A 23,115-nucleotide genomic window follows, 5' to 3' on the forward strand; every position below is an offset into this window, starting at 1 on the left:
GATCGCTTCAGCTACCCCGCCAGATCGACCTTGGATGCAACGGTGGAATCGGCGTTGAGCCGATAGACCACCGGAGCGCCGGTCGCGAGCTCGCGCTTGAGGATCTGCTCCGGCGAAAGCTTCTCCAGCACCATGATCAGCGCGCGCAGCGAATTGCCGTGGGCGGCGACCAGCGTGCGCTGGCCGCGCAGCACGCCGGGCAGGATCTCCTGCACGTAATAGGGCAGCGTGCGCGCCAGCGTATCCTTCAGGCTTTCGCCGCCGGGCGGCGGCACGTCGTAGGAACGGCGCCAGATCAGGACCTGATCCTCGCCCCACTTCTTGCGGGCATCATCCTTGTTGAGGCCAGAGAGATCGCCGTAATCGCGTTCATTGAGCGCCAGATTCTCCGTGGTCGGCAGGTCGGTCTGGCCGATCTCGGCGAGCATCAGCTTCAGCGTGTGCTGCGCGCGCGTCAGGTCGGAGGTGAAGGCGACATCGAACGACAGGTCCTGCGCCTTCAGCTTGCGTCCGGCGTCCTTGGCCTCGGCGATGCCCTGCTCGGTGAGATCAGGGTCCTTCCACCCGGTGAACAGGTTCTTCAGATTCCATTCGCTCTGACCGTGACGAACGAGCACAAGAAGACGATCACTCATTTCAGATTCCGTTTCGCTAAGCTGGATTTGATCTCGTCGGGCGATCTCAGTCGCTCAACCCGAGCACGTCGGCCATCGAGTACATGCCGGGCTTCTTGCCATGCGCCCACAGCGCTGCCTTCAGCGCGCCCTGTGCGAACAGCGCGCGGTCCTCGGCATGATGCGACAGTGTGATGCGCTCCGAGGGACCGGCAAAGATCACGCTGTGATCGCCGGCCACGGTGCCGCCGCGCAACGAGGCAAAGCCGATATCGCCCGCACGCCGCGCACCGGTCAGGCCATCGCGGCCGCGCGCCCAATGCTGATCGAGCGCGATCTTGCGTCCGGCAGCGGCGGCTTCGCCGAGCATCAGGGCGGTGCCCGACGGCGCGTCGATCTTGGACTTGTGGTGCATCTCGAGAATTTCGATGTCAAAACTCTGGTCGAGCGACTGCGCGACGCGCTTGACCAGCGCGGCGAGCAGATTGACGCCGAGGCTCATATTGCCCGACTTCACGACGATGGCGCGGTTCGTGACGCTCCGGATCACCGCATCGTCGGACTGCGACATGCCGGTGGTGCCGATGACATGGACAAGGCCGCGCTCGGCCGCGATCGCGACATTGGCGATGGTCGCGGCCGGTACGGTGAAATCCAGGATGCCGTCGGCGCCCGCCGACATCGACCACAGATCGGCCGACAGCGCGACGCCATTGGCGGGAAGGCCTGCGAGCACGCCGGCGTCCTTGCCGAGCAGCTCCGAGCCCGGCGCTTCCAGCGCGCCGACCAGCACCGCCCCCGGGGTTTCGGAAATCACCCGCGTCAGCGTGCGGCCCATCCGGCCGCCCGCTCCCGCAACAATCAGACGCATGTCAGCCATGGCTCACCTCTGCAGGCCGTATAAAGCATGATCCGGAAAAGGGGAAACCGCTTTTCCGAGCCGAAATCATGGCTCCAACGGACGAATCCCACGGCTGTTCCCGGCAATCGAACCGGCGGCTTGGTGTCCGGGCTACGGGCTGTCGTGCCCCTCGATGATGATGAGGTCGGCGATCGAATGCGGCTGCCGCACCTTGAGGTTGGCCTGGTATTCCGGCGAGTTGTAGCAGGCGAGCGCGGTCTGATAATCCGCGAATTCGATCACGACGTTGCGCGAGCGGCTCTGGCCCTCGACGCCGGTGAACTTGCCGCCGCGAACAATGAACTTGCCGCCGAATTTCTGGAAGATCGCCGGGTTGGCCGCCATATAGGGCTTGTAGCCCTCCTCATTGTGAACGTCGACGCGTCCAATCCAGTATCCCTTCGCCATCTCTGTTCTCCCTCGTTGTTGTTCAGGCGAGCGCCTCGGCGATTTCGGCGTGAATGGCTTCGGCGGCGGCCTTCGGATCGGCGGCTTCCATCACCGGACGCCCGACTACCAGATAGTCAGCGCCGGCGGCGATCGCACGGGCCGGCGTCATGATGCGCTTCTGGTCGCCTGTCGCGGAGCCGGCGGGGCGGATGCCCGGCGTCACCAGGTTCATCCGATCGCCGACGATCTTGCGCAAGGCTGCGGCTTCCTCGGGCGAGCTGACAAGGCCGTCGACACCGAGCGCCTGCGCCTGCCTGGCGCGCGCTTCGACGAGATCGGAGACGCTGAGGCCGTAGCCCGCGGCCTGAAGATCGTTGTCGTCGTAGGAGGTCAGCACCGTCACCGCGAGGATCTTCAGGGTAGAGCCGGCGCGTGCCTCGACTGCCGCCTTCATGGTCTGCGGATAGGCATGCACGGTGAGGAAGGTGGCGCCGAGACCGGCGACGCTTTCGACCCCGCGCGCGACCGTATTGCCGATGTCGTGCAGCTTGAGGTCGAGAAACACCTTCTTGCCGCCGCCTGCGAGCTGCTTCGCGAGCGTGAGGCCGCCGGCATAACCGAGCTGATAACCAATCTTGTAGAACGTGACGCTGTCGCCGAGCCTGTCGATCATCGCCTCGGCGCTAGCGACGGACGGCAGATCGAGCGCCGCAATCAACCGGTCTCTTGGAGCGATCTTGGCTGGCTGCATGTCACCTCACATCATGCGTTGGGAATGGTCGACCAGCTGCCGCACCAGCGCGCGCATCGCGTCGATGTCGGCCTGGTGCTTCAGATGATCCATATCGTCATAGGCCTGCTCGGCGAATGACAGCGCGAGCTGGCTCGGGATCACGGTCGCGTGGCATGCCGTCAGGATCAGGCGCAGCGCCGCCAGCGCGCGCGTGCCGCCGAGCCGGTTACCGGATGCCGCTGCGATCGCGAAGGCGCGGCCATGGAACACCTGGCCGCGGGCCTCGTGCGGATCCTGCACGCGGCTCACCCAGTCGATCGTGTTCTTCACCAGCGCCGGCACCGAGGAATTGTATTCCGGCGTCACGATCAAGACGCCATGATGGGCGCCGATCATCCGCTTCAAATTGACGGCGTGCTGCGGCACGCCCGATTTCGCCTGCAGGTCGCCGTCGTAGATCGGCAGCGGAAAATCGCCGAGCGAGATGCGCGTGACGTCGACCCCCAGCTGCGCGAGCTCCTGCGCCAGCACGGCAGCGAGCTTCGTATTGAGCGAGCCGGATCGAAGCGATCCCGGGATCACGAGGATTTTCAGCGCGGACATTTTCGAAATCGCGGTTAGGGCGCGCGCCGCCCGGCGCGACACCGCAGGGCGATCAGCCCTTGCGATACACCCAGACCCGCGCGGGCGGAAGGTTCATCCAGATCCGCTCGGACGCCTCTGTGGACACGCCGGGCAGCGACTTCGGAATCGGGGGCACCACCGAATAGGTGAACTGCACGAAGGGCGCACCGGGGGCAAGCGCCAGGAAGGCGTCGCGGACCAGCCTGAGGCGGGTCAGCATCGGCTTGGTGACCAGCGGCAGGCCGGAGACCATCGCGGAGGCAGGAGACTTCAGCACCTCCCACAGCGTATCGCGAAGCCTGTAGGCGTCACCCTGGACCACCCTGGCCTGCGGATAGCGTTCGCGCAGCAATGCGCAGAAACCGGGATTGTATTCGACCAGCACGAGCCGCTTTTGATCGACGCCATGCTCGATCAGCGCGTTGGTGATCGCCCCGGTGCCGGGTCCGAGTTCGACCACCGGCCCTTCCGCATCAGGATCGACATATTGCGCCATGGTGCGAGCAAGCAGCCGTCCTGACGGCATCACCGCGCCCATATGCAGCGGCTTCTCGATCCATGAACGGAGAAAACGAACCTCGTCGTCGAGACGGAGGGGCTTCTTCGACGCACGCACGGACGATTGCAGGGGCATGTCGCTACCAGGCGGGACCGCACAATCGAGCGGTTGTCAGAAAACGGTCATAAAGACGTATAGATCGAAGCCGTTACGGTCAAGCGCGACGACAACTACTGGGTGGTGCGGTTTCCGAAGAAGTCCTTGACCTTAGAGAAGAAACCCGCTGCCTCCGGCTGGGTTGCACCGGACGACAGCTTTTCGAACTCCATCAGCAATTCCTGCTGCTTCTTCGTCAGATTCTGCGGCGTTTCGACCACGACCTGGACATACATATCGCCGGTCTGGCGCGAGCGGAGCACCGGCATACCCTTTGATGCGATGCGGAATCGCCGACCCGACTGGGTGCCGGAGGGCACCTTCACCTTGGTCTTGCCCTTGTCGATGGTCGGCACCTCGAACTCGCCGCCGAGTGCTGCAGTGACCATCGAGATCGGCACGCGGCAGTGCAGGTCGGCGCCATCGCGCTGGAAGAACTGATGCGTGGTCAGCGACAGGAAGATGTAGAGGTCGCCGGGCGGGCCACCGCGGACACCGGCCTCGCCTTCGCCGGCGAGACGAATGCGGGTGCCATCCTCGACTCCCGGGGGAATGTTGACCGACAGCGCGCGGTCGCGCGTCACCCGGCCGGAACCGGCGCAGGAGGTGCAGGCGTCCTCGATCATCTGACCGCGGCCCTGGCAGCCGGGGCAGGTCCGCTCCAGCGTGAAGAAGCCCTGGGCCTGCCGGATACGGCCGGCGCCACCACAATGCGAGCAGGTCTTCGGCTTGGTGCCGGCCTTGGCGCCGGTGCCCGAGCAGGATTCGCAGGTGACCGAGACCGGGATCTCGATCTGCGCGGTCTTGCCCTGGAAAGCGTCCTCGAGCGTGATCTCCATGTTGTAGCGCAGGTCGGCGCCACGCTCGCGGCCGCCGCCGCCGCGGCGTTGCCCGGCCATGCCGAACAGGTCCTCGAAAATGTCGGAGAAGGACGAGGCGAAGCCGGCGCCGAAGCCGGGACCGCCGCCGCCCATGCCCTGCTCGAAGGCGGCATGGCCGAAGCGGTCATAGGCGGCGCGCTTGTCGCCGTCCTTCAACACCTCATAGGCTTCGTTGATTTCCTTGAACCGGACCTCGCTGCTGGAGTCGCCCGGATTCTTGTCCGGATGCCACTTCATCGCGAGCTTGCGGAAAGCCGTTTTCAGCTTGGTCTCGTCCGCGTTCCGCTCGACCTCGAGGGTCTCGTAATAGCAGCGCTTGGTCGACATCCTTCAATTCCGTCCGGAGTTCATCGCCATCGCCAAGGATTGCGCCTGCAAGGATTGCGCCTGTCTGGAAGATGCAGCGATCGCCTTAAAGAAAAATGACCCCCACTCCTCCGAGACGCATCGCGTGCTCTTTGGTGCGAGGGTCATCATCTCAAACCCGCTTAAGCAGATTTCTTGTTGTTCTTGTCGTCGTCGACCTCGGTGAACTCCGCGTCGACGACGTCATCCTTGGCAGCGTCCTTGGCCGCATCGGCCTCGGCCTGCTGCTTGTACATGGCCTCGCCGAGCTTCATCGAAGCCTGCGCCAGCGTGTTGGTCTTGGCCTTGATTGCCTCGGCGTCGTCGCCCTTCAGCGCTTCCTTGAGGTCGCTGACGGCGTCCTCGATTGCGCGGCGGTCGGTGTCCGGGATCTTCGAGCCGTGCTCGGCCAAAGCCTTCTCGGTCGAATGAACCAGGCCGTCGGCATGGTTCTTGGCGTCGACTGCCTCGCGGCGCTTCTTGTCCTCGGCCGCATTGGCCTCGGCGTCCTTGACCATCTTGTCGATGTCGGCTTCGGACAGACCGCCGGATGCCTGGATCCGGATCTGCTGTTCCTTGCCGGTCGCCTTGTCCTTGGCCGAGACGTTGACGATGCCGTTGGCGTCGATGTCGAAGGTCACCTCGATCTGCGGCATGCCGCGCGGAGCCGGCGGAATGCCCATCAGGTCGAACTGGCCGAGCATCTTGTTGTCGGCCGCCATTTCACGCTCGCCCTGGAAGACGCGGATGGTGACGGCGCCCTGATTGTCTTCGGCCGTCGAGAACACCTGGCTCTTCTTGGTCGGGATCGTGGTGTTGCGGTCGATGATGCGGGTGAACACGCCGCCCAGCGTCTCGATGCCCAGCGACAGCGGGGTCACGTCGAGCAGCAGCACGTCCTTGACGTCGCCCTGCAGCACGCCAGCCTGGATCGCAGCGCCGATCGCGACGACTTCGTCGGGGTTGACGCCCTTGTGCGGCTCCTTGCCGAAGAACTGCTTCACCACTTCCTGGATCTTCGGCATGCGGGTCATGCCGCCGACCAGCACCACTTCGCCGATCTCGCCGGCGGTCAGGCCGGCATCCTTCAGCGCCTTGCGGCACGGCTCGATGGTCTTCTCGACCAGGTCGGCCACCAGCGCCTCGAACTTGGCGCGGGTCAGCTTCATCGTCAGATGCTTCGGACCGGTCTGGTCAGCCGTGATGAACGGCAGGTTGATTTCGGTCTGCGTGGTCGACGACAGCTCGATCTTGGCCTTTTCAGCGGCCTCCTTCAGGCGCTGCAAAGCGAGCTTGTCGTTGCGCAGGTTGATGCCCTGCTCCTTCTGGAACTCGTCGGCCAGATAACCAACAAGGCGCATGTCGAAATCTTCACCGCCGAGGAAGGTGTCGCCGTTGGTCGACTTCACCTCGAACACGCCGTCGCCGATCTCGAGGATCGAGACGTCGAAGGTGCCGCCGCCGAGATCGTACACGGCGATCGTGCCGGTCTTCGACTTGTCGAGACCGTAGGCGAGCGCGGCAGCGGTCGGCTCGTTGATGATGCGCAGCACTTCAAGGCCGGCGATCTTGCCGGCGTCCTTGGTGGCCTGACGCTGCGCGTCGTTGAAATAAGCGGGCACCGTGATAACGGCCTGCTCGACCTTCTGGCCGAGATGCGCCTCAGCGGTCTCCTTCATCTTCTGCAGGATGAAGGCCGAGACCTGCGAGGGCGAATAGGTCTTGCCATCGGCTTCGACCCAAGCGTCGCCGTTCGATGCCTTGACGATCTTGTAGGGAACGAGCTTCTTGTCCTTCTCGACCATCGGGTCGTCATAGCGGCGGCCGATGAGGCGCTTCACCGCAAAGAACGTACGCTCGGGATTAGTCACCGCCTGGCGCTTCGCCGGCTGGCCGACGAGGCGCTCGCCATCGTCAGTGAAAGCAACGATTGACGGCGTCGTCCGCATGCCTTCCGCGTTCTCGATCACCTTGGCGTTTTTGCCATCCATAACGGCAACGCACGAATTCGTCGTGCCGAGGTCGATCCCAATGACCTTACCCATGGTTTTGATATCCTCATTTGTTGCGGCAGGTTGGTTGGGCCCTGACGGCGCTCCGTACCGAACCCCCAGACGTTCACATACTCGCGATATTGCGACGGTGAGCCTGATATAGGAGAGAGGGTCCTGCCCGCAAGGACTGGACGCAACGTTGAGGCCTGAAAAGACTGACGTTTGAAAGATTGTGTCAGCCCGACTGCGGCGCCGGTTCAGGCCCGAAGCAAGCCCCGAGACAGGCCCAAGCTACGCCCAAGCCAAGTTAACAAATCGGCAATGATTTAGGTCGCCAACGTCCGCCGCGCGACGTCACCGCTGTTGAGTGAACACTCACAAACGTCGTATGCGAGACCGGCGCACGGCCGAGGCGCGCTGTTTGGCCGCTGGCCCGCCGCAGGCGGTGGGCTCGCGGAAACGTCGGGAAGCTGAAAAGTGCCAGCCAATCAGGGCGAAAAGCCCATGGAATCGAGCCCGCGGGCCCTGAGCGGAGATTTGGTGGCCTGTTGCAGGGTCATCAAAACCGCTAAAAGCGGTCCGACTGAAAGAGGCCACCCAGCCCTGCACCGGGCCCGTTGCGCGGCCACCAAGCAAAACCGGTAGATCCCCCCATGACGCCTTTTCGAGTTCTCGTTGCGGTTGCCTTGCTGATTGCTGCCACCTGTCGTGGCTTCGCCGCCGACGTGGTGTTTCCGCCGGGCGCGCATGTCGGAATGAAGCCGCTGGTGGGCCTCAACCGGGCCAAGTCGTTCATCGGCTTCGAGACCGAGGACCAGGGCGTGAAGGTCCTGATCGCCGACCTGCCCGCGGACGCCTACGCCGAGGTCGTGAACGCGTTCAAGGCCAATCCCGCCGGCACCGGGAATATCAAGCCCGAGAGCCTCGATACGCCGGCCGGCCTCGCCTACTACACCGTGGAGAGTGCGCGCGACGGCGCCAGCAATGTGCGGCGCTATTCCATGATCCTGCCGGGGCCGACCTTCTCCGGCTATGTCGCGGTGCAGGTGCCAGAGAACGCGAGCAAGATCTACACCGACGACGCCGTGCGGCAGATGTTCGCCACCGCCCAGATCCGCAACGAGGTGCCGGTCGACGAGCAGCTCGGCATGATGCCGTTCAAGGTCACCGAGCTCAGTGGTTTCAAGAATATCCGCATGCTGGCGCCGGGCGCGGCACTGCTGATGGCCGACGGCGACGAGAAGGCCCTCGAGACCAAGCCCTTCTTGCTGCTTGGCATCATCGGCTCGGCCCCGGCCACACCCGATGATCGCGGCCGCTTCGCCCAGCAGATCGCGACCACCATCCCCGGCGTGCGCGACGGGCGGATCACCATGTCCGAGCCGATCCGGATCGACGGCCAGGCCGGCTTCGAGACCCGGATCGACGCCGTCAGCGGCAAGGACAACACCCCGGTGACCATCGTGCAGTGGCTGCGGTTCGGCGCGCAAACCTCGATGCGCATCATCGGCAGCTCGCCGCGTACCGATTGGGAGAAGGCCTTCCCGCGCTTCCGCGCGGTGCGCGACGGCATCCAGCCGCGCGGCTGATCTCTTTCGTAGAGCCCTCCGAAAAATCGGACTTTCGCAGCTCCACGAACGGAACTAGCCTCCTCGCGCGATATCACACAAAGCGAGGAGGGCGCGATGTTGGATCGACGACGGATTGTTGCAGGCTTTGGCACGATGGCGCTCGCGACGCTGGTTCCCAGGAATCTCTGGGCCGCCGCGATCAAGCCCGACGACGGCTCCGCGCTGCTCGTGATCGACGTGCAGAACTGCTTTCTGCCCGGCGGCAGCCTCGCGGTGAAGGACGGCGAGCAGGTGGTGCCGGTGATCAACAAGATCGCCAAGAGCTTTGCCAATGTGGTGATGACGCAGGACTGGCACACGCCCGGACACGTCTCCTTTGCCTCAACCCACTCCGGCAAGAAGCCGTTCGAGACCATCGACCTCGCTTATGGCAAGCAGGTGCTGTGGCCCGATCACTGCGTGCAGGGCACCGACGGCGCCTCGCTGTCGAAGGAACTCGCGATCCCGCAGGCCGGGCTGATCATCCGCAAGGGATTTCACAAGGACGTCGACAGCTACTCCGCCTTCACCGAGGCCGACGGCAAGACCACCACCGGGCTTGGCGCCTACCTGACGGCGCGCAAGATCAATCGCGTGTTCGTCGCCGGGCTCGCCACCGATTTCTGCGTGGCCTGGACCGCGCTCGATGCGCGCAAGGCCGACTTCGAAACTTATGTGGTGGAGGATGCCTGCCGCGGCATCGACACCCAGGGATCGTTGGCCAAGGCCTGGGCCGATATGGACAAGGCCGGCGTCAAGCGGATCCAGTCGTCGGATATCGCGTGAGACATTGGATCAGGCGGTGATGTCGGCGCCTGGGGCGGCCTTGGCGCCGCCCTTGGAGACACCGACCAGTGCCGGACGCAGGATGCGCTCGCCGATCATGTAGCCGGCCTGCACGACCTGCACCACGGTGCCCGACGGCACCGACGTGTCCGGCACTTCGAACATCGCCTGCTGGAAGTTCGGATCGAACTTCTCGCCGATCGGGTCGAACTTCTTGACGCCGTTCTTTTCCAGCGTGTTGAGCAGCGAGCGCTCGGTCAGCTCGACGCCTTCGAGCAGCGCCTTCAGGCCGGGATCGGCCGCTTCCTTGGTCTCGGCCGGCACTGCGTCGAGCGCGCGCTGCAGATTGTCGGCGATGTCGAGCACGTCACGGGCGAAGCCGGTGATGCCATAGGTCTTGGCGTCGGCAACCTCGCGGCGGGTGCGCTGACGGAGGTTCTCCATCTCGGCCAGCGTGCGTAGCGTCCGGTCGCGCGCCTCGGCGAGTTCCTTGGTCAGCGCCTCGACCGATCCCACCTCGGGATCGTCAGGCATGATGTAGGGCTTCGAGACCACGGGCTCACCCGTCGGCGCCGAATTCTCGGTGTTGTCATTGGCCCGGTTCGGATCGGTCATGGCTTGCCTTCTCGAAAACTCGCGTCGGTTCAAATCTTGGGGATTGCTGCCCGGGATATCGTGCTTTGAGCGGCGAAAATCAAGCGCAACATACCGGTTAGGGCCAGCGCACCTCCACTTCGCGTCAAGAAACCCGTCAAATAAAACCGAATTTCGCTCCGATCAGCCGCCCAGCATCTTGCTGACGATGCGCGCGGCATAGTCGACGGTCGGGATCACCCGAGCATAGTTCAGCCGCGTCGGTCCGATCACGCCGAGCACGCCGACGATCCGACCCTGGGCGTCGCCGTATGGCGCGATGATGGTCGAGGAACCCGACAGTGAGAACAGCTTGTTCTCCGAACCGATGAAAATCCGCACGCCCTCGCCGCGTTCGGCGCGGCCGAGCAGATCGATCACGCCGCGCTTGGTCTCGAGATCGTCGAACAGCGACTTGATGCGCTCGAGATCGTCGAGCGCGTGCAGATCCTCGAGCAGATTGGCGTGGCCGCGCACGATCAGCTGGCGATCCTCGTTCGCGCCGCCGGACCAGCTTGCGATGCCGGCCGCGACCACCTTTTGTGTGAGCTGATCGAGCTCGGCGCGGTTTTGCGTCAACGCCGTCTCGAGCTCGAGCCGCGCTTCGGCCAGCGTCCGGCCGCGGATCCGTGCATTGAGGAAATTGGTCGCTTCGGTCAGCGCCGAAGATGGAACGCCCGGCGGCAGCGCCAGCACCCGGTTCTCGACCTGGCCGTCTTCGCCGACCAGCACGACCAGCGCCTTCTCCGGCTCCAGCCGCACGAATTCGATGTGCTTCAGCCGTGCATTCGACTTTTGCGTCAGCACCACCGCCGCGGCGCGAGTCAGCCCCGACAGCTGCGTCAGCGCTTCGCCAAGCGCCGCCTCGACGGATTGCGCACGGCCGACGGCAGCCAGCTGGGTCTGGATCGACTGACGCTCGGCCTCGGTGAGGTCGCCGACCTGCATCAGGGCGTCGACGAAGAAACGCAGGCCGAGTTCGGTCGGCAGCCGGCCCGCCGAGGTGTGCGGCGCATAGATCAGGCCGAGCTGCTCGAGGTCCGACATCACGTTGCGGACCGAGGCCGGCGACAACGGTAATGCGATCAGACGCGAAATGTTGCGCGAGCCGACCGGCTCACCGGTCGCAAGGTAGCTCTCGACGATTTGACGAAAAATATCGCGCGATCGCTCGTTGAGCTGGGCGAGCCCCGCATGCGGTGCGATCAGGCCAATCGGATCGTGATGAGTCACACTCCAGTCCCTCACAATTACTGCCTAATCTGTCGCTCCGGGAGGCCGGTGACAAGCATGCATTCAGCCCCCCGGTACCGGGCCAACCCGGGGCCGAAAACCCTTGCCGCTGCCCGTTCCCCCTCCTACAAGCACGCCCAGCCATATATCTCGGATTTTTGGAGGATTTCATGCGGCCAAGCCGCCGTGCGCCCGATGAACTGCGTCCCGTGTCGCTGGAACGCGGCGTCGTAAAATATGCCGAGGGTTCCTGCATGGTGAAATTCGGCGACACCCATGTGCTGGTGACCGCCACGCTGGAAGAGCGGCTGCCGCCCTGGCTGAAGGGTCAGGGCCGCGGCTGGGTGACCGCCGAATACGGCATGCTGCCGCGCGCCACCCTGGAACGCACCCGCCGCGAGGCCTCCGCCGGCAAGCAGGGCGGCCGCACGGTCGAGATCCAGCGGCTGATCGGCCGCTCGCTGCGCGCGGCCGTCGATCTGGAGGCGCTCGGCGAGCGCCAGATCACGGTCGATTGCGACGTCATCCAGGCCGATGGCGGCACCCGCACCGCTTCGATCACCGGTGCCTGGGTGGCACTGGCCGACTGCATCAACTGGATGAAGACCCGCAACATGCTGAAGACCAACGTGTTGCGCGATAATGTGGCGGCGATCTCCTGCGGCATCTACCAGGGCACGCCGGTGCTCGATCTCGACTATGCCGAGGACTCCGAGGCCGACACCGACGCCAATTTCGTCATGACCGGCGACGGCCGCATCATCGAGGTGCAGGGCACCGCCGAGAAGACGCCGTTCTCGCAGGACGAGTTTCTGGCGCTGATGGCGCTGGCGCGCAAAGGTGTCGCGCGTCTGGTCGACTTGCAAAAGATCGCGGTGGCGTAGTCAGATTGGTCATGCATCGCCGAATCACCGGAAGGCTCGTCATCGCCACCCATAATCCCGGCAAGCTCGCCGAGATGCGGGAACTGCTGGCGCCGCATGGCGTGGAGGCGGTGTCGGCCGGCGAGCTTGGCCTCGCCGAACCCGAGGAGACCGGCGACAGTTTTCGCACCAACGCGGCGATCAAGGCGATCGCCGCGGCGAAGGTGACCGGACTGCCGGCTTTCGCCGACGATTCCGGCCTCGTGGTCGACGCGCTCGACGGCGCACCCGGGATCTACTCGGCGCGCTGGGCCGGCGAAGGCAAGGATTTCATGGCGGCGATGACGCGGATCGAGCGCCTGCTGCAGGAGCGCGGCGCCACCGCGCCGGACCGGCGAAGTGCGCATTTCGTCTCCGCCCTGTGCGTGGCCTGGCCGGACGATCACCTCGAAGAGGTCGAGGCCCGGGTCGATGGAACCCTGGTCTGGCCGCCGCGCGGCACCGCCGGCTTCGGCTACGATCCGGCCTTCCTGCCCGACGGCTACGCGCGGACCTTTGGCGAGATGACCAGCATCGAGAAGCACGGCCTGCCGCCGCTCGGACTCGGACTGTCGCATCGCGCCCGCGCCTTCGTGAAGCTCGCGGAGATCTGCCTTGAGCCACGCTGAACGAGCAGCCCCTCAACGAAAGGCGTTTGGCGTCTACGTGCACTGGCCGTTCTGCCTGTCGAAATGCCCGTATTGCGATTTCAACAGCCACGTGCGGCATGCGCCCGTCGACGAGGAGCGCTTCGTGCGCGCCTTCGCCCGCGAGATCGAGACCACGGCCGCGCGGGCGCCGGGGCGCGAGGTCACTTCGATCTTCCTCGGCGGCGGCACGCCTTCGCTGATGCAGCCGCAGACCGTCGGCGCCGTGCTCGATGCGATCGGCAAGCACTGGTCGGTGGCGCGCGATGTCGAGGTCACGCTCGAGGCCAATCCGACCAGCGTCGAGGCGACGCGCTTTCGCGGCTATCGCGCAGCCGGCGTCAATCGCGTCTCGCTCGGCGTGCAGGCACTGGATGACGCATCGCTGAAGGCATTGGGCCGCCTGCACACCGCGCGGGAAGCGCTCGACGCGGTTGCGATCGCGCGAAGCGCGTTCGACCGTTACTCGTTCGACCTGATCTATGCGCGGCCCGACCAGACGCCGCAGATGTGGGCTGATGAGTTGAAGCAGGCGATCTCGGAAGCGGCCGAACATCTGTCGCTCTATCAGCTCACGATCGAGGAAGGCACGCCATTCTTCGGGCTGCACGCCGCCGGCAAATTGCAGACGCCGGATGAAGCGACCGCGCGCGCTCTCTACGACGTGACGCAGGAGGTCTGCGCCCGCGAGGGATTGCCGGCCTACGAGATCTCCAATCACGCCCGCGCTGGCGCGGAGTGCAAGCACAACCTCGTCTACTGGCGCGGCGAGGAATATGCCGGCATCGGCCCCGGCGCGCATGGCCGGCTCGACATCGACGGTGTCAGGCACGCGACCGCGACCGAGCGGCGCCCCGAGGCGTGGCTGTTGAATGTCGAGGAACGCGGTCACGGCGTCGTCACCGATGACGGCCTCAACAGCGAAGAGCGCGCCGACGAATTTCTGCTGATGGGGCTGCGGCTTGCCGAGGGCATCGATCCCAAGCGCTATGCGGCACTGTCCGGACGCCAGCTCGATCCGCACCGGATCGCGATGCTGCGCGAGGAAGGCGCGATCGACGTCGATGCCGACGGACGGTTGCGCGTCACGAAGTCGGGATTCCCGGTGCTCGACGCGGTCGTCGCGGATCTCGCCGCCTAGAGCCTATCCCGTTCCGATGAATCGGAACGGGGCTCTAGATTCTTGTTTTGACGCGTTTTCTTCACGCGAACCGGCATCCACTTCGCTCGAAAACGCTCTGCGTGCACGCTGCCAAAATATCGAAAACAACCCCATGCAAAGTAGCTGGCGGGTGCCGGCGCTCGACAAGGCAGCTTGGCCGCCTGACGAAAACTAAGCCCCAAAACTCTTCGGCGAGCCCGCAACCGGCGTGCCGCCGCCGGACGCCACTTTCATGACCGCAAGGCCGCGTTCATTGGTGCCGTCGGAGCGGAAGCGGAACAGGCCGTCGATGCCGGCAAAGCCGGATGGATTGGTGAGCGTCTCCGGCGCGAAGCGCTGCGCGCCTTGGGTGCGCGCCAGCGCCGCCATCAGCGCGACGGCATCATAGGCCAGCGTCGCGGTACGCACCGGCTCGCCGCCATATTTGGCACGATAACGGCCGGCGAAGCTGCGGAAGCCGGACGGATCGGGCGCGGCGTAGAGGCCGCCCTGCAGCACGGGGCTCGCGAACACCCGCGGATTGTCCCACAGTCCGGTGCCGAGCAGCTGGATGTTGCGCAGGTTGGCGCCGGCCGCGGTCAGCGCATCGGCGGTCGCGACGACCGAATCGCCATCGTCGGCGATCAGCAGCGCATCGGCCTGGCCGAGCGCCTGCGCCACGGTCCGCGTCGGCGTTGCGCGATCGGCGCCGTATTTCTCGAATGCGACGACGCGGCCGTTCTTGCGGCCGACCGCCTGCTTGAACGCGGCCTCGACCACATTGCCATAGGCGTTGTCGGGTACCATCGCAGCGAACGAGCGCTTACCGATCCCGGCGGAATAATCGACGATGCGATTGATGTCGGACTCCGGCAGGAAGCTCAGCAGATAGACGCCGCGCCCGGCCACGCTTGAATCGGTGGAGAATGCAATCACTGAGGTTCCGCGCGGCCGCGTCAGTTGCGCGACGGCTGGCACCGAGCCCGCGAACAGTGGTCCCAGAATGATCTCGGCGCCTTCGGACAGCGCCTGCTGGGCACCCTGCGCCGCGCCTTGCGAACTGCCGCCATCGTCCTTGATCAGAAGCTGAATGTTCGGGTTCTGGAATTCCGCCAGCGCCATTTCGGCGGCGTTCCGCATCGACTGGGCGGCGAGCCCGGCATTGCCGGACGCCGACAGCGGCAGGATCAGCCCGATCTTGACTTGCCCGGTACCGACGGCTTGCGGCTGTTGCTGCGGGCCGGCGGGCCCTGCATCCTGGCCGCCGCCGAACGGGCTGGAAAACTGGCTCAGGCTTTGCTGGATTCCGGAGCAGGCCGACAGCAGCGGCGCGCCCAGGATGAGGCCAAGCGCAGTCCGCCGGGTCGTGCCCGACGGCGGGGACTTGGGGTGGTGCGGGCCTTCCATCGTCTCTCTTCTCTTGACCGACCATGATCGGCCAGGACTCCATCCAGCTCTGATGAGGCGGGTGGATTCAGGCATATTGTCGGCGAATAGTTAACCGGAACAAAAGGATTATGGCCCCGCGGCGCCGTTGCCGCGACCCACATTTCCGGAGCAGCGACCTTCAAGCAACACCCCTGCGGGTGTGGCGCAAGCGCTGCCATCCCTCTAGATTGGCATTATGCGCGCAAAAGCCAGTTCCCTCCACAGTCCGGACGCCACGGCGGGCACAGCGGCCAAAACCTTTTCGATCGGCGGCCAGCTGCTGGCCGCGCCAAGCGCTACGCCCGGGCTCCATCTGGTCGCGACCCCGATCGGAAATCTCTCCGACATCACCCTGCGCGCGCTGGAGACGCTGGCGGGCGTCGACGTCATCGCCTGCGAGGACACCCGAATTACGCGCCGGCTGACCGAGCGTTACGCGATCGCGGCCGAGCTTGCGCCCTATCACGAGCACAACGCCGCGCAGGCGCGGCCGAAGATCCTGGAGCGGCTGGCGCAGGGCGCCTCGATTGCGCTGGTCTCGGACGCCGGCACGCCGCTGATCTCAGATCCCGGCTTCAAGCTGGTGCGTGAGGTCTGCGCCGCCGGGCATGCCGTCATCGCCGTGCCGGGGCCGTCGTCGGTGTTGACGGCACTGTCGGTCGCGGCGCTGCCGACCGACCGGTTCTTCTTCGAGGGATTTTTGCCAACGAAGGAGCACGCGCGCCGCGCGCGGCTCACCGAGCTGGCGCGGATCGATGCGACGCTCGTGATGTTCGAATCGGGCAATCGCGTGCAGGACACGCTGCGTGATCTCGCCGCGATCATGGGCGGGCGCGATGCCGCAATCTGCCGCGAGCTGACCAAGCTGCATGAAGAGGTCAAGCGCGCCCCCGTCGCCGAGCTTGCGGCAGGCGCCGATGCGTTGGAGACACGCGGCGAGTTCGTGCTGGTCGTCGGACCGCCGGCCGATGATGCCGGAGTGATGGACCAGGACGCGCTCGACGATCTGCTGCGCGCCCAGCTCGCCCGCGGCAGCGTCAAGGATGCGGTCGCGCACGCGGTCGAACTGTCGGGCCGGCCGCGCCGCGAGGTCTATGCCCGCGCCCTCGAGCTTTCGAAAACCGCCGGGGGCGGCGATGGCGAAGAGTGACAGCGCCTCGCCCGAGCGCGTCGCGGCGTTCCGCACCGGCATATCGGCCGAAAGCCGCGCCGCAGCCCTTTTGATCGCCAAAGGCTATCGCATCCTGGCAAGACGCTTCCGCACCCCCTATGGCGAGATCGACCTGGTGGTGCGGCGGCGCAATCTCCTCGCGTTCGTCGAGGTCAAGGCTCGCGCCAGCCTCGATGACGCCGCCTATGCGGTGACGCCGCGCCAGCAGCAGCGCATCGTCAATGCCGCCCAGGCCTGGCTGATGGCGCATCCCGAGCATGCCGAATTTGATCTCAGATTCGACGCCGTGCTGATTGCGCCGAAGAGCTTACCGCGCCATCTGTTAGCGGCATTCGACGCCAGCCCTTAAAGTTACCTCCAGACCTCGCGGGATACGCTTATGAAATTGAAGATCGCCGTCCAGATGGATCCCATCGCGCGCATCAACATCCGCGGCGATTCCACGTTTGCGCTGCTGCTCGAAGCCCAGAAGCGCGGCCACGGCATTTCCTATTACACGCCAGATAAGCTGTCGCTGCGCGGCGAGGAGCTGGTGGCGCCGGTGCAGTCTCTCGCCGTGCGCGACGAGGTCGGCAATCACTTCACGCTGGGCGAGCCGAAGCGCGAGGCGCTCAATGGCTTCGACGTCGTGCTGCTGCGGCAGGACCCGCCGTTCGACCTCGCCTATATCACCTCGACCCATTTCCTCGAGCGCATTCATCCGAAGACGCTGGTGGTCAACGACCCGGCCAGCGTGCGCAACGCGCCGGAAAAGCTGTTCGTGATGAATTTCCCGCAGCTGATGCCGCCGACCCTGATCTCGCGCGATCTCGACGAGATCAACGCATTCCGCGATCAGCATGGCGCCGTCGTCATGAAACCGTTGCACGGCCATGGCGGCGCCGCGGTGTTCCGCGTGATGCCGCAGGACATGAATTTCGGCTCGCTGTTCGACATGTTCTCGGTCACCTTCAAGGAGCCCTGGGTGATCCAGCGCTTCCTCCCCGAGGTGAAGCATGGCGACAAGCGCATCATCCTGGTCGACGGTGAGTTCGCCGGCGCCGTCAACCGCGTGCCGGCGCCGGATGACCTCCGCTCCAATATGGTGCGTGGCGGCGCGGCCGCGGCGACCGAGCTCTCGGATCGCGAGCGCGAAATCTGCGCCACCGTCGGGCCCGCGCTGCGCGAACTTGGCCTGCTGTTCGTCGGCATCGACGTGATCGACGGCAACCTCACCGAGATCAACGTCACCTCGCCGACCGGCATCCGCGCCATTCAGCGGCTCAACGGCCCCGATGTCGCGGCCAAGGTCTGGGATGCCATCGAGAAGAAGCGCGCCGCCAAGTAACCCTCCCTTGTGCGCCGCACATGCCGGCTGAATTCTAAAGCGCGATGAGATTGAGTTGAATCATCATCGCGCTTTAGCTTCTTGTTTGAGCATGATCTTTTCGGAAAACCGCGTCACACTTTTCCGGATCATGCCTTAGCCAGCGTTCGCCCCGTAGCGTTCGCCTTATTCTTCTTGCCAGCTTGCGCGGGCGAGGGCAGCATTCTCTTGCCTGCGTCAGGTCAAGCGGCGGGTCAACGCGCGGGCAACAACGCGAAAATCTCAAAAAAATGTGGAGGAAGACGTATGACGCTCAATGTCTCACGACGATCCTTACTCGCACTCGGTGCCGGTCTCGGCGCCAGCACTCTCCTCGGCGGCACGGCAAAGGCGCGCGCTCCCAAACTCGGCACGCAGACACCCTATTGGCATCGTTTCATGCTCGGTGAAGTCGAAGTGACGGTCGTATCCGACGGCCCGCTGCCGCTCGGCGACCCCTCCGGCACCTTCACCGGCGTGCCGAAGGAAGAAGTGAAGAAGATGCTGTCCGACAACTTCCTCTCGCCCGACAATGTCGTGCTCGAGCAGAACTCGCCGATCGTCAACACCGGTGACAAGCTGATCCTGTTCGATACCGGCATGGGCACGTCGCAACTGTTCGGCAAGACCACCGGCCGGCAGCAGAAGAGCATGAAGGAAGCCGGCATCAAGCCGGAAGACATCGACGCCGTGGTGCTGTCGCACGCGCATATCGATCATATCGGCGGCATCGTCGATGCCGACAACAAGCCGCTATTCCCGAACGCGCAGTATTACATCGCTCAGAGCGATCTCGAGTTCTGGACCGACGAAGGCAAGATGGGCAGTCCGTTGAAGGACTTTATCGTGCACGCCCGCAAGAACCTGCTGCCGGTGCGCGACCGCATCGTATTCTTCAAGGATGGCCAGGAATTCCTGCCCGGCGTGCAGGCGATCGCGGCGCCCGGCCACACCGTCGGCCACACCATCTTCATGGTGAGCTCGGGCGGCAAATCCTTCGCCTTCCTCGGCGACCTCTCGCATCACGCGGTGCTGCTCCTGGAGCGACCGCGGATGGAATTCTCCTACGACACCGATCCGAAGCAGGCGGCGGCCTCGCGGGTCAAGCTGCTGGAGATGCTGGCCGCGAACAAGACCGCGGTGATGTCCTATCACTTCGCCTGGCCGGGCTACGGCCATGTCGCCAAGGTCGGCGAGGGCTTCCACTACTATCCGGAGCCGATGCAGATGATGCTGTGACGGCGGCGCATCCGGGGCGGCGCGCGTCGCCCCGGACGTTCTCTTAATGTTCTTGCGTTGGGCGGCGGAATTGTGCACTTTGCACACCCATCCCGTAGATAAGCGTGGATTTCCAGTGGCTTGAGTCAGATTCAGTTTTGCGAATTTCCGGTCCGGATCATGAGTCCCATAGGTTGTTACAACCGAATCGGCTCAACCGGAGATTCGTAGATGGCTGGCTCAGCCCACCCTCATGACATCGTCAACCCGATAATCATCGACGACATCACGCCGTCGTCGGTCGCGGCGCTATCCGATCCTCATGCACCCGACAAAATCGTCGTCAAGTTTCAGGCCCTACCGCCGGGCGAGACCAATCTACGAACGTTTCTATTCTACGTGGATCCATTCGACGCGACGGTATTACTTGAATCACTGTCGAAGCGCCTGAAGGGGCCAGCCAGTTAGCTGCTCGGCAACAGCCGACTGCAAGACGATGGAAGGTCGCCCTTATCAGCAAAGTCATTTGCCGCGCCTTGCCTTTTTAGGCGAAGGCTTCTGCTTCGCGATCTTGCCCAGCCTCTCGTTGAATCGCTTTTCGCTGTCGTCCGATTCGAGGTCGCGGGCGGCTTGCTTAAACTTCTCGATCTGAGACTTTTTGACAGCCATGCCTAAAGTTTCCTACGTGGCGTACATTGACGAATCCGGCGACGATGGAGTCGCTAGCGTTCGTCCGATTGACCCCAATGGTGCGAGCGAATGGTTCGTTCTCTCCGCCTTAGTCGTCCGCGCGGAAGCCCAGCGCGAGACCGTTTGGGTGCGCGACATTCTAAAGCAGATTCGCCTAGAACAGCGCCGGACCCTGCATTTTCAGCCCCTAGACGATTGGCGGCGCGCAATGGTTTGCGCCAGCATCGCCAAGTTGCCAGTTCGCTGCTTTGCGGTCATCTCGAACAAAGCCAATATGCACGGCTACCGGAACAAGAAGGCGGAAGCTGCTTCGGTGCTTGCTGGCCGAACCTGGTTCTACTGGTGGATTACACGGCTCCTACTGGAGCGCGTAACCGACTTCTGCGAGCAGCGCTCCTACCGCGACTATGGAGAGTCGCGCACTGTACGCCTTGAATTTGCGCGCCGTAAGGGCCTGAGATACGGGCACCTACAAGCGTATCTATGTTGGCTAAGAATGCAGAGCAAAGCCAACGCGTTGTTTTTGCGGCGGGGTGATCTAAAATGGTCTGTGGTGGACCCAATTCACCAGATCGCCGCCATCGATAATTCCGAACGTGCTGGCCTTCAATTGAGCGATTCAATCGCCTCGTCGTTCTATCAGTCGGTCACTAGCGCTGATGTCTCTCCAGCTATCGCACTTGAGCCCCGAATGGCGCGAGGTCGCAACGGTCAGGTTTTTGAGTACGGACTCAAGCTAATGCCCGACAACTTTCTCAGCCGCGCGACTCCTGAGCAGAGACGCATTTTCGATCACTACAAGGCGGCCACGAAATGAATAAATCAATTTGGGGCCGTTTGATCGCCTTAGCCGTGATTGAGTTGGTAATAGGCGCTATGTGGCTGTTCGGTACTGTCAACCCGGCGGTTTTCGCTGTGCTGACGATTGGCCTGCCCGTACTGGCTCTGACTGTGGCTCTGCCAATAGTGTTGTTGATCCGGTCCAATCGTTCTTCAACTCAAAACAGGCCGCCCTCAAATTTGAACTAGCCACTATTGCCCGAAACAGGCCAGTACCAAAAAGTGAGGCAGGCCCCCGGACCCTGAGGACACCGCTGGTTTGTAGTCCCACCCTCAAGGTGAGGCATCCATACGGCTGTCACGCAAAGCGTGACTCGGGTTACTTCCGGCGTTGCCTGCCTCGTGATTTTGTACCAGATTCCGGCTTTTGAATCAAGTAGTTAGATAACCTATTGACCGCGAATCACTTTTCGCGCCGCGAGAAATCGAACGCTAGCTGTACGCCCTTAGCGCGCATTCGATTTCGCCCGCCTCTCCAGCTTACCGGGCCGGTGAGCGATCAGCGGCACGATACGTGAGTCGCTTGCCGGTCGCACGCCATCGGTCCCTCAATCGGGTGCCACGTCCCTCCGGCAGGATCAGCGAGAGATTGCGTGTCCTAGCGGAGCCGGATTTCGGCTCGGCGGCGCATCTGGGGACGGCGCGCGTCGCCCCCGGATGTTCCCTTAATGTTCTTGCGCTGGGCGGCCCGCTCCGCTACCTTGGGTGGCGGAAGATAGGGGCAGCATGGTCCAGCGGGTTTCTACCGTCGCTTTCGAGGGGATCGAGGCTCGCGCGGTCGACGTGCAGGTGCAGGTCGCGCCCGGACTGCCGGCCTTTGCGATCGTAGGCCTCCCCGACAAGGCGGTGTCGGAGGCGAGGGAGCGGGTGCGCTCGGCGCTGATCGCCTCTGGCCTCGCACTTCCAGCCCGCCGCATCACCGTCAACCTAGCGCCCGCCGACCTGCCCAAGGAAGGCAGCCATTACGACCTGCCGATCGCGCTCGGCCTGATGGCGGCGATCGGAGCGATCCCGCCGGATGCGCTCGGTGGCTTCACCGTGCTCGGCGAGCTCGGGCTCGACGGCTCGATCGCGCCGGTGGCGGGCGTGCTGCCTGCTGCGATCGGCGCCAATTCGCGCGACGAGGGATTGATCTGCCCGGCCGCCTGCGGCTCGGAAGCCGCCTGGGCGAGCCCGGACATCCAGATCATCGCAGCTCACTCGCTGATCCAGATCGCCAATCACTTCAAGGGCACGCAGCTGCTGTCACGCCCGCAGCCGAAGGTGCATGAGCGCGAGGAGACGCTTCTGGACCTGCGCGACATCAAGGGCCAGGAGAGTGCCAAGCGCGCGCTCGAGATCGCGGCCGCCGGCGGGCATCATCTGCTGATGATCGGCTCGCCCGGCGCCGGCAAATCGATGCTGGCGGCGCGGCTGCCCTCGATCCTGCCGCCGCTGTCGCCGTCGGAGCTGCTCGAAGTCTCGATGATAGCCTCCGTCGCCGGCGAGATCCGCGACGGCGCCCTGACCGCGCGGCGCCCGTTCCGCAGTCCGCATCACTCGGCCAGCATGGCGGCGCTGACCAGCGGCGGCATGCGCGCCAAGCCCGGCGAGATCTCGCTCGCCCATCAGGGCGTGCTGTTCCTCGACGAGTTGCCGGAGTTCGATCCGCGCGTGCTGGATTCGCTGCGGCAGCCGCTGGAGAACGGCGAGGTCTCGGTGAGCAGGGCCAACCATCGCGTCACCTATCCGGCGCGCTTCATGCTGGTCGCGGCCATGAACCCGTGCCGCTGCGGCCACGCCTATGAGCCCGGCTATTCCTGCAAGCGCGGCCGGCTCGACCGCTGCACCGCCGACTACCAGATGCGGATTTCCGGCCCGCTGATGGATCGCATCGATCTGCGGATCGAGGTGCCGGCGGTGACTGCGGCGGATCTGATCCTGCCGCCGCCTGCGGAGGGTTCGGCCGAGGTCGCCCGGCGCGTCGCGGCCGCACGCGACATCCAGCTCGCGCGTTACGCGGCGGCCGGCATGCCGAATGTCCGCACCAATGCGGAAGCGCCGAGCTCGCTGCTCGAGACCATCGCGCAGCCCGACGCGCATGGACAGAAGCTGCTCCGCGAGGCGGCCGACACCATGCACCTCACCGCGCGAGGCTATCACCGCGTGCTGCGGGTGGCGCGCACGCTCGCCGATCTCGACGGCGCCGAGACGATCGGCCGGCTGCACCTCGCCGAGGCGCTGTCCTATCGTGCATTGGCCGACGATTTGCGCCGCGCGGCGTAGCGTTTTCCGGCGAAGCCTGTCCCGCACTTGATGCGGGATGGGCACCGGTTCGCATGAAGAAAACGCGTC

At 64.5% G+C, this 23,115-nt stretch carries 24 protein-coding genes; 12 read left to right on the top strand and 12 right to left on the bottom strand.

From position 1 onward, the window contains the following. Window positions 1-11 precede the first annotated feature (11 nt). The 8 genes from G6P99_RS00855 to dnaK all read right to left on the bottom strand — a co-directional run bounded on the left by G6P99_RS00855 (window position 12) and on the right by dnaK (window position 7,188). On the bottom strand, window positions 12-635 hold the full coding sequence (locus tag G6P99_RS00855; protein ID WP_165127002.1) for a 2,3-bisphosphoglycerate-dependent phosphoglycerate mutase: 624 nt from the start codon (window positions 633-635) through the stop codon (window positions 12-14). Window positions 636-681: 46 nt separating this feature from the next. After that, on the bottom strand, window positions 682-1,494 hold the full coding sequence (gene dapB / locus G6P99_RS00860; protein ID WP_029081012.1) for a 4-hydroxy-tetrahydrodipicolinate reductase: 813 nt from the start codon (window positions 1,492-1,494) through the stop codon (window positions 682-684). Between the two features lie 132 nt (window positions 1,495-1,626). Beyond that, window positions 1,627-1,923, bottom strand: a complete 297-nt coding sequence (locus G6P99_RS00865; RefSeq protein ID WP_029081011.1) for a DUF1330 domain-containing protein — start codon at window positions 1,921-1,923, stop codon at window positions 1,627-1,629. Window positions 1,924-1,945: 22 nt separating this feature from the next. Next, the gene (gene pyrF, locus G6P99_RS00870) at window positions 1,946-2,656 is read right to left on the bottom strand and encodes an orotidine-5'-phosphate decarboxylase (protein WP_029081010.1); all 711 of its coding nucleotides are present in this window, start codon (window positions 2,654-2,656) and stop codon (window positions 1,946-1,948) included. Window positions 2,657-2,662: 6 nt separating this feature from the next. After that, complete coding sequence (locus tag G6P99_RS00875; RefSeq protein WP_029081009.1) at window positions 2,663-3,241, bottom strand: NADPH-dependent FMN reductase; 579 nt, start codon at window positions 3,239-3,241, stop codon at window positions 2,663-2,665. 52 nt (window positions 3,242-3,293) lie between these two features. Continuing rightward, a complete protein-coding gene (locus G6P99_RS00880; protein WP_029081008.1) occupies window positions 3,294-3,896 on the bottom strand; it encodes a class I SAM-dependent methyltransferase in 603 nt (200 codons plus the stop codon). Window positions 3,897-3,991: 95 nt separating this feature from the next. Further along, complete coding sequence (dnaJ, locus tag G6P99_RS00885; RefSeq protein ID WP_029081007.1) at window positions 3,992-5,125, bottom strand: molecular chaperone DnaJ; 1,134 nt, start codon at window positions 5,123-5,125, stop codon at window positions 3,992-3,994. A 161-nt stretch (window positions 5,126-5,286) separates the two neighbouring features. Next, window positions 5,287-7,188: a molecular chaperone DnaK gene (gene dnaK / locus G6P99_RS00890; RefSeq protein ID WP_029081006.1), complete on the bottom strand. Its 1,902-nt coding sequence runs from the start codon at window positions 7,186-7,188 to the stop codon at window positions 5,287-5,289. Between the two features lie 602 nt (window positions 7,189-7,790). On the opposite strand from dnaK, the gene G6P99_RS00895 reads away from it, so the two are divergent. Both G6P99_RS00895 and pncA read left to right on the top strand, forming a co-directional pair. After that, window positions 7,791-8,726 carry a hypothetical protein gene (locus G6P99_RS00895; protein ID WP_029081005.1) on the top strand — a complete coding sequence of 312 codons (936 nt, stop codon included), beginning with the start codon at window positions 7,791-7,793 and terminating at the stop codon, window positions 8,724-8,726. A 96-nt stretch (window positions 8,727-8,822) separates the two neighbouring features. Further along, window positions 8,823-9,533 (top strand): bifunctional nicotinamidase/pyrazinamidase, encoded by a 711-nt coding sequence (pncA, locus tag G6P99_RS00900; protein ID WP_029081004.1) that lies wholly within the window; start codon window positions 8,823-8,825, stop codon window positions 9,531-9,533. 9 nt (window positions 9,534-9,542) lie between these two features. On the opposite strand, the gene grpE is transcribed toward pncA, so the two are convergent. Continuing rightward, the gene (grpE, locus tag G6P99_RS00905; protein WP_029081003.1) at window positions 9,543-10,148 is read right to left on the bottom strand and encodes a nucleotide exchange factor GrpE; all 606 of its coding nucleotides are present in this window, start codon (window positions 10,146-10,148) and stop codon (window positions 9,543-9,545) included. Between the two features lie 162 nt (window positions 10,149-10,310). Next, window positions 10,311-11,399 carry a heat-inducible transcriptional repressor HrcA gene (gene hrcA / locus G6P99_RS00910; RefSeq protein WP_029081002.1) on the bottom strand — a complete coding sequence of 363 codons (1,089 nt, stop codon included), beginning with the start codon at window positions 11,397-11,399 and terminating at the stop codon, window positions 10,311-10,313. Window positions 11,400-11,569: 170 nt separating this feature from the next. Between hrcA and rph the strand changes: the two genes are divergently transcribed. Genes rph through hemW form a run of 3 tightly spaced genes read left to right on the top strand, consistent with a single transcriptional unit; the run spans window position 11,570 to window position 14,089 of the window. Further along, a complete protein-coding gene (gene rph / locus G6P99_RS00915) occupies window positions 11,570-12,283 on the top strand; it encodes a ribonuclease PH (protein ID WP_021078183.1) in 714 nt (237 codons plus the stop codon). An 11-nt stretch (window positions 12,284-12,294) separates the two neighbouring features. Continuing rightward, window positions 12,295-12,930: an RdgB/HAM1 family non-canonical purine NTP pyrophosphatase gene (rdgB, locus tag G6P99_RS00920; protein WP_029081001.1), complete on the top strand. Its 636-nt coding sequence runs from the start codon at window positions 12,295-12,297 to the stop codon at window positions 12,928-12,930. Further along, complete coding sequence (gene hemW, locus G6P99_RS00925; protein ID WP_029081000.1) at window positions 12,917-14,089, top strand: radical SAM family heme chaperone HemW; 1,173 nt, start codon at window positions 12,917-12,919, stop codon at window positions 14,087-14,089. The genes rdgB and hemW overlap by 14 nt, the downstream gene beginning before the upstream one ends. A gap of 192 nt (window positions 14,090-14,281) precedes the next feature. On the opposite strand, the gene G6P99_RS00930 is transcribed toward hemW, so the two are convergent. Next, window positions 14,282-15,496 carry a penicillin-binding protein activator gene (locus G6P99_RS00930; protein WP_029080999.1) on the bottom strand — a complete coding sequence of 405 codons (1,215 nt, stop codon included), beginning with the start codon at window positions 15,494-15,496 and terminating at the stop codon, window positions 14,282-14,284. A 217-nt stretch (window positions 15,497-15,713) separates the two neighbouring features. On the opposite strand from G6P99_RS00930, the gene rsmI reads away from it, so the two are divergent. The 5 genes from rsmI (at window position 15,714) to G6P99_RS00955 (ending at window position 19,719) form a co-directional block, all read left to right on the top strand. After that, window positions 15,714-16,667: a 16S rRNA (cytidine(1402)-2'-O)-methyltransferase gene (gene rsmI / locus G6P99_RS00935; RefSeq protein WP_029080998.1), complete on the top strand. Its 954-nt coding sequence runs from the start codon at window positions 15,714-15,716 to the stop codon at window positions 16,665-16,667. Next, window positions 16,654-17,037: a YraN family protein gene (locus G6P99_RS00940; protein WP_029080997.1), complete on the top strand. Its 384-nt coding sequence runs from the start codon at window positions 16,654-16,656 to the stop codon at window positions 17,035-17,037. The genes rsmI and G6P99_RS00940 overlap by 14 nt, the downstream gene beginning before the upstream one ends. Before the next feature lie 30 nt (window positions 17,038-17,067). Continuing rightward, on the top strand, window positions 17,068-18,015 hold the full coding sequence (gshB, locus tag G6P99_RS00945; protein ID WP_029080996.1) for a glutathione synthase: 948 nt from the start codon (window positions 17,068-17,070) through the stop codon (window positions 18,013-18,015). 285 nt (window positions 18,016-18,300) lie between these two features. Then, a complete protein-coding gene (locus G6P99_RS00950; protein ID WP_029080995.1) occupies window positions 18,301-19,272 on the top strand; it encodes an MBL fold metallo-hydrolase in 972 nt (323 codons plus the stop codon). A 210-nt stretch (window positions 19,273-19,482) separates the two neighbouring features. Further along, window positions 19,483-19,719: a hypothetical protein gene (locus G6P99_RS00955; RefSeq protein WP_029080994.1), complete on the top strand. Its 237-nt coding sequence runs from the start codon at window positions 19,483-19,485 to the stop codon at window positions 19,717-19,719. A gap of 54 nt (window positions 19,720-19,773) precedes the next feature. On the opposite strand, the gene G6P99_RS00960 is transcribed toward G6P99_RS00955, so the two are convergent. Beyond that, entirely contained in the window at window positions 19,774-19,920 is a 147-nt protein-coding gene (locus G6P99_RS00960; RefSeq protein ID WP_165127004.1) for a hypothetical protein, read from the bottom strand. A 16-nt stretch (window positions 19,921-19,936) separates the two neighbouring features. Between G6P99_RS00960 and G6P99_RS00965 the strand changes: the two genes are divergently transcribed. Next, window positions 19,937-20,758 carry a DUF3800 domain-containing protein gene (locus tag G6P99_RS00965; protein ID WP_165127006.1) on the top strand — a complete coding sequence of 274 codons (822 nt, stop codon included), beginning with the start codon at window positions 19,937-19,939 and terminating at the stop codon, window positions 20,756-20,758. A 749-nt stretch (window positions 20,759-21,507) separates the two neighbouring features. Further along, complete coding sequence (locus G6P99_RS00970; RefSeq protein ID WP_165127008.1) at window positions 21,508-23,046, top strand: YifB family Mg chelatase-like AAA ATPase; 1,539 nt, start codon at window positions 21,508-21,510, stop codon at window positions 23,044-23,046. Window positions 23,047-23,115: the final 69 nt, after the last annotated feature.

Origin of the sequence: Bradyrhizobium sp. 6(2017), from assembly GCF_011058295.2 — a bacterium.
Classification (GTDB): domain Bacteria; phylum Pseudomonadota; class Alphaproteobacteria; order Rhizobiales; family Xanthobacteraceae; genus Bradyrhizobium; species Bradyrhizobium septentrionale.

Excerpts from the sequence above, each read along its gene's own strand:
- G6P99_RS00855 (WP_165127002.1), bottom strand. The coding sequence starts at position 635 with ATGAGTGATCGTCTTCTTGTGCTCGTTCGTCACGGTCAGAGCGAATGG.
- dapB (WP_029081012.1), bottom strand. The coding sequence starts at position 1,494 with ATGGCTGACATGCGTCTGATTGTTGCGGGAGCGGGCGGCCGGATGGGC.
- G6P99_RS00865 (WP_029081011.1), bottom strand. The coding sequence starts at position 1,923 with ATGGCGAAGGGATACTGGATTGGACGCGTCGACGTTCACAATGAGGAG.
- pyrF (WP_029081010.1), bottom strand. The coding sequence starts at position 2,656 with ATGCAGCCAGCCAAGATCGCTCCAAGAGACCGGTTGATTGCGGCGCTC.
- G6P99_RS00875 (WP_029081009.1), bottom strand. The coding sequence starts at position 3,241 with ATGTCCGCGCTGAAAATCCTCGTGATCCCGGGATCGCTTCGATCCGGC.
- G6P99_RS00880 (WP_029081008.1), bottom strand. The coding sequence starts at position 3,896 with ATGCCCCTGCAATCGTCCGTGCGTGCGTCGAAGAAGCCCCTCCGTCTC.
- dnaJ (WP_029081007.1), bottom strand. The coding sequence starts at position 5,125 with ATGTCGACCAAGCGCTGCTATTACGAGACCCTCGAGGTCGAGCGGAAC.
- dnaK (WP_029081006.1), bottom strand. The coding sequence starts at position 7,188 with ATGGGTAAGGTCATTGGGATCGACCTCGGCACGACGAATTCGTGCGTT.
- G6P99_RS00895 (WP_029081005.1), top strand. The coding sequence starts at position 7,791 with ATGACGCCTTTTCGAGTTCTCGTTGCGGTTGCCTTGCTGATTGCTGCC.
- pncA (WP_029081004.1), top strand. The coding sequence starts at position 8,823 with ATGTTGGATCGACGACGGATTGTTGCAGGCTTTGGCACGATGGCGCTC.
- grpE (WP_029081003.1), bottom strand. The coding sequence starts at position 10,148 with ATGACCGATCCGAACCGGGCCAATGACAACACCGAGAATTCGGCGCCG.
- rph (WP_021078183.1), top strand. The coding sequence starts at position 11,570 with ATGCGGCCAAGCCGCCGTGCGCCCGATGAACTGCGTCCCGTGTCGCTG.
- rdgB (WP_029081001.1), top strand. The coding sequence starts at position 12,295 with ATGCATCGCCGAATCACCGGAAGGCTCGTCATCGCCACCCATAATCCC.
- G6P99_RS00930 (WP_029080999.1), bottom strand. The coding sequence starts at position 15,496 with ATGGAAGGCCCGCACCACCCCAAGTCCCCGCCGTCGGGCACGACCCGG.
- rsmI (WP_029080998.1), top strand. The coding sequence starts at position 15,714 with ATGCGCGCAAAAGCCAGTTCCCTCCACAGTCCGGACGCCACGGCGGGC.
- G6P99_RS00940 (WP_029080997.1), top strand. The coding sequence starts at position 16,654 with ATGGCGAAGAGTGACAGCGCCTCGCCCGAGCGCGTCGCGGCGTTCCGC.
- gshB (WP_029080996.1), top strand. The coding sequence starts at position 17,068 with ATGAAATTGAAGATCGCCGTCCAGATGGATCCCATCGCGCGCATCAAC.
- G6P99_RS00950 (WP_029080995.1), top strand. The coding sequence starts at position 18,301 with ATGACGCTCAATGTCTCACGACGATCCTTACTCGCACTCGGTGCCGGT.
- G6P99_RS00955 (WP_029080994.1), top strand. The coding sequence starts at position 19,483 with ATGGCTGGCTCAGCCCACCCTCATGACATCGTCAACCCGATAATCATC.
- G6P99_RS00960 (WP_165127004.1), bottom strand. The coding sequence starts at position 19,920 with ATGGCTGTCAAAAAGTCTCAGATCGAGAAGTTTAAGCAAGCCGCCCGC.
- G6P99_RS00970 (WP_165127008.1), top strand. The coding sequence starts at position 21,508 with ATGGTCCAGCGGGTTTCTACCGTCGCTTTCGAGGGGATCGAGGCTCGC.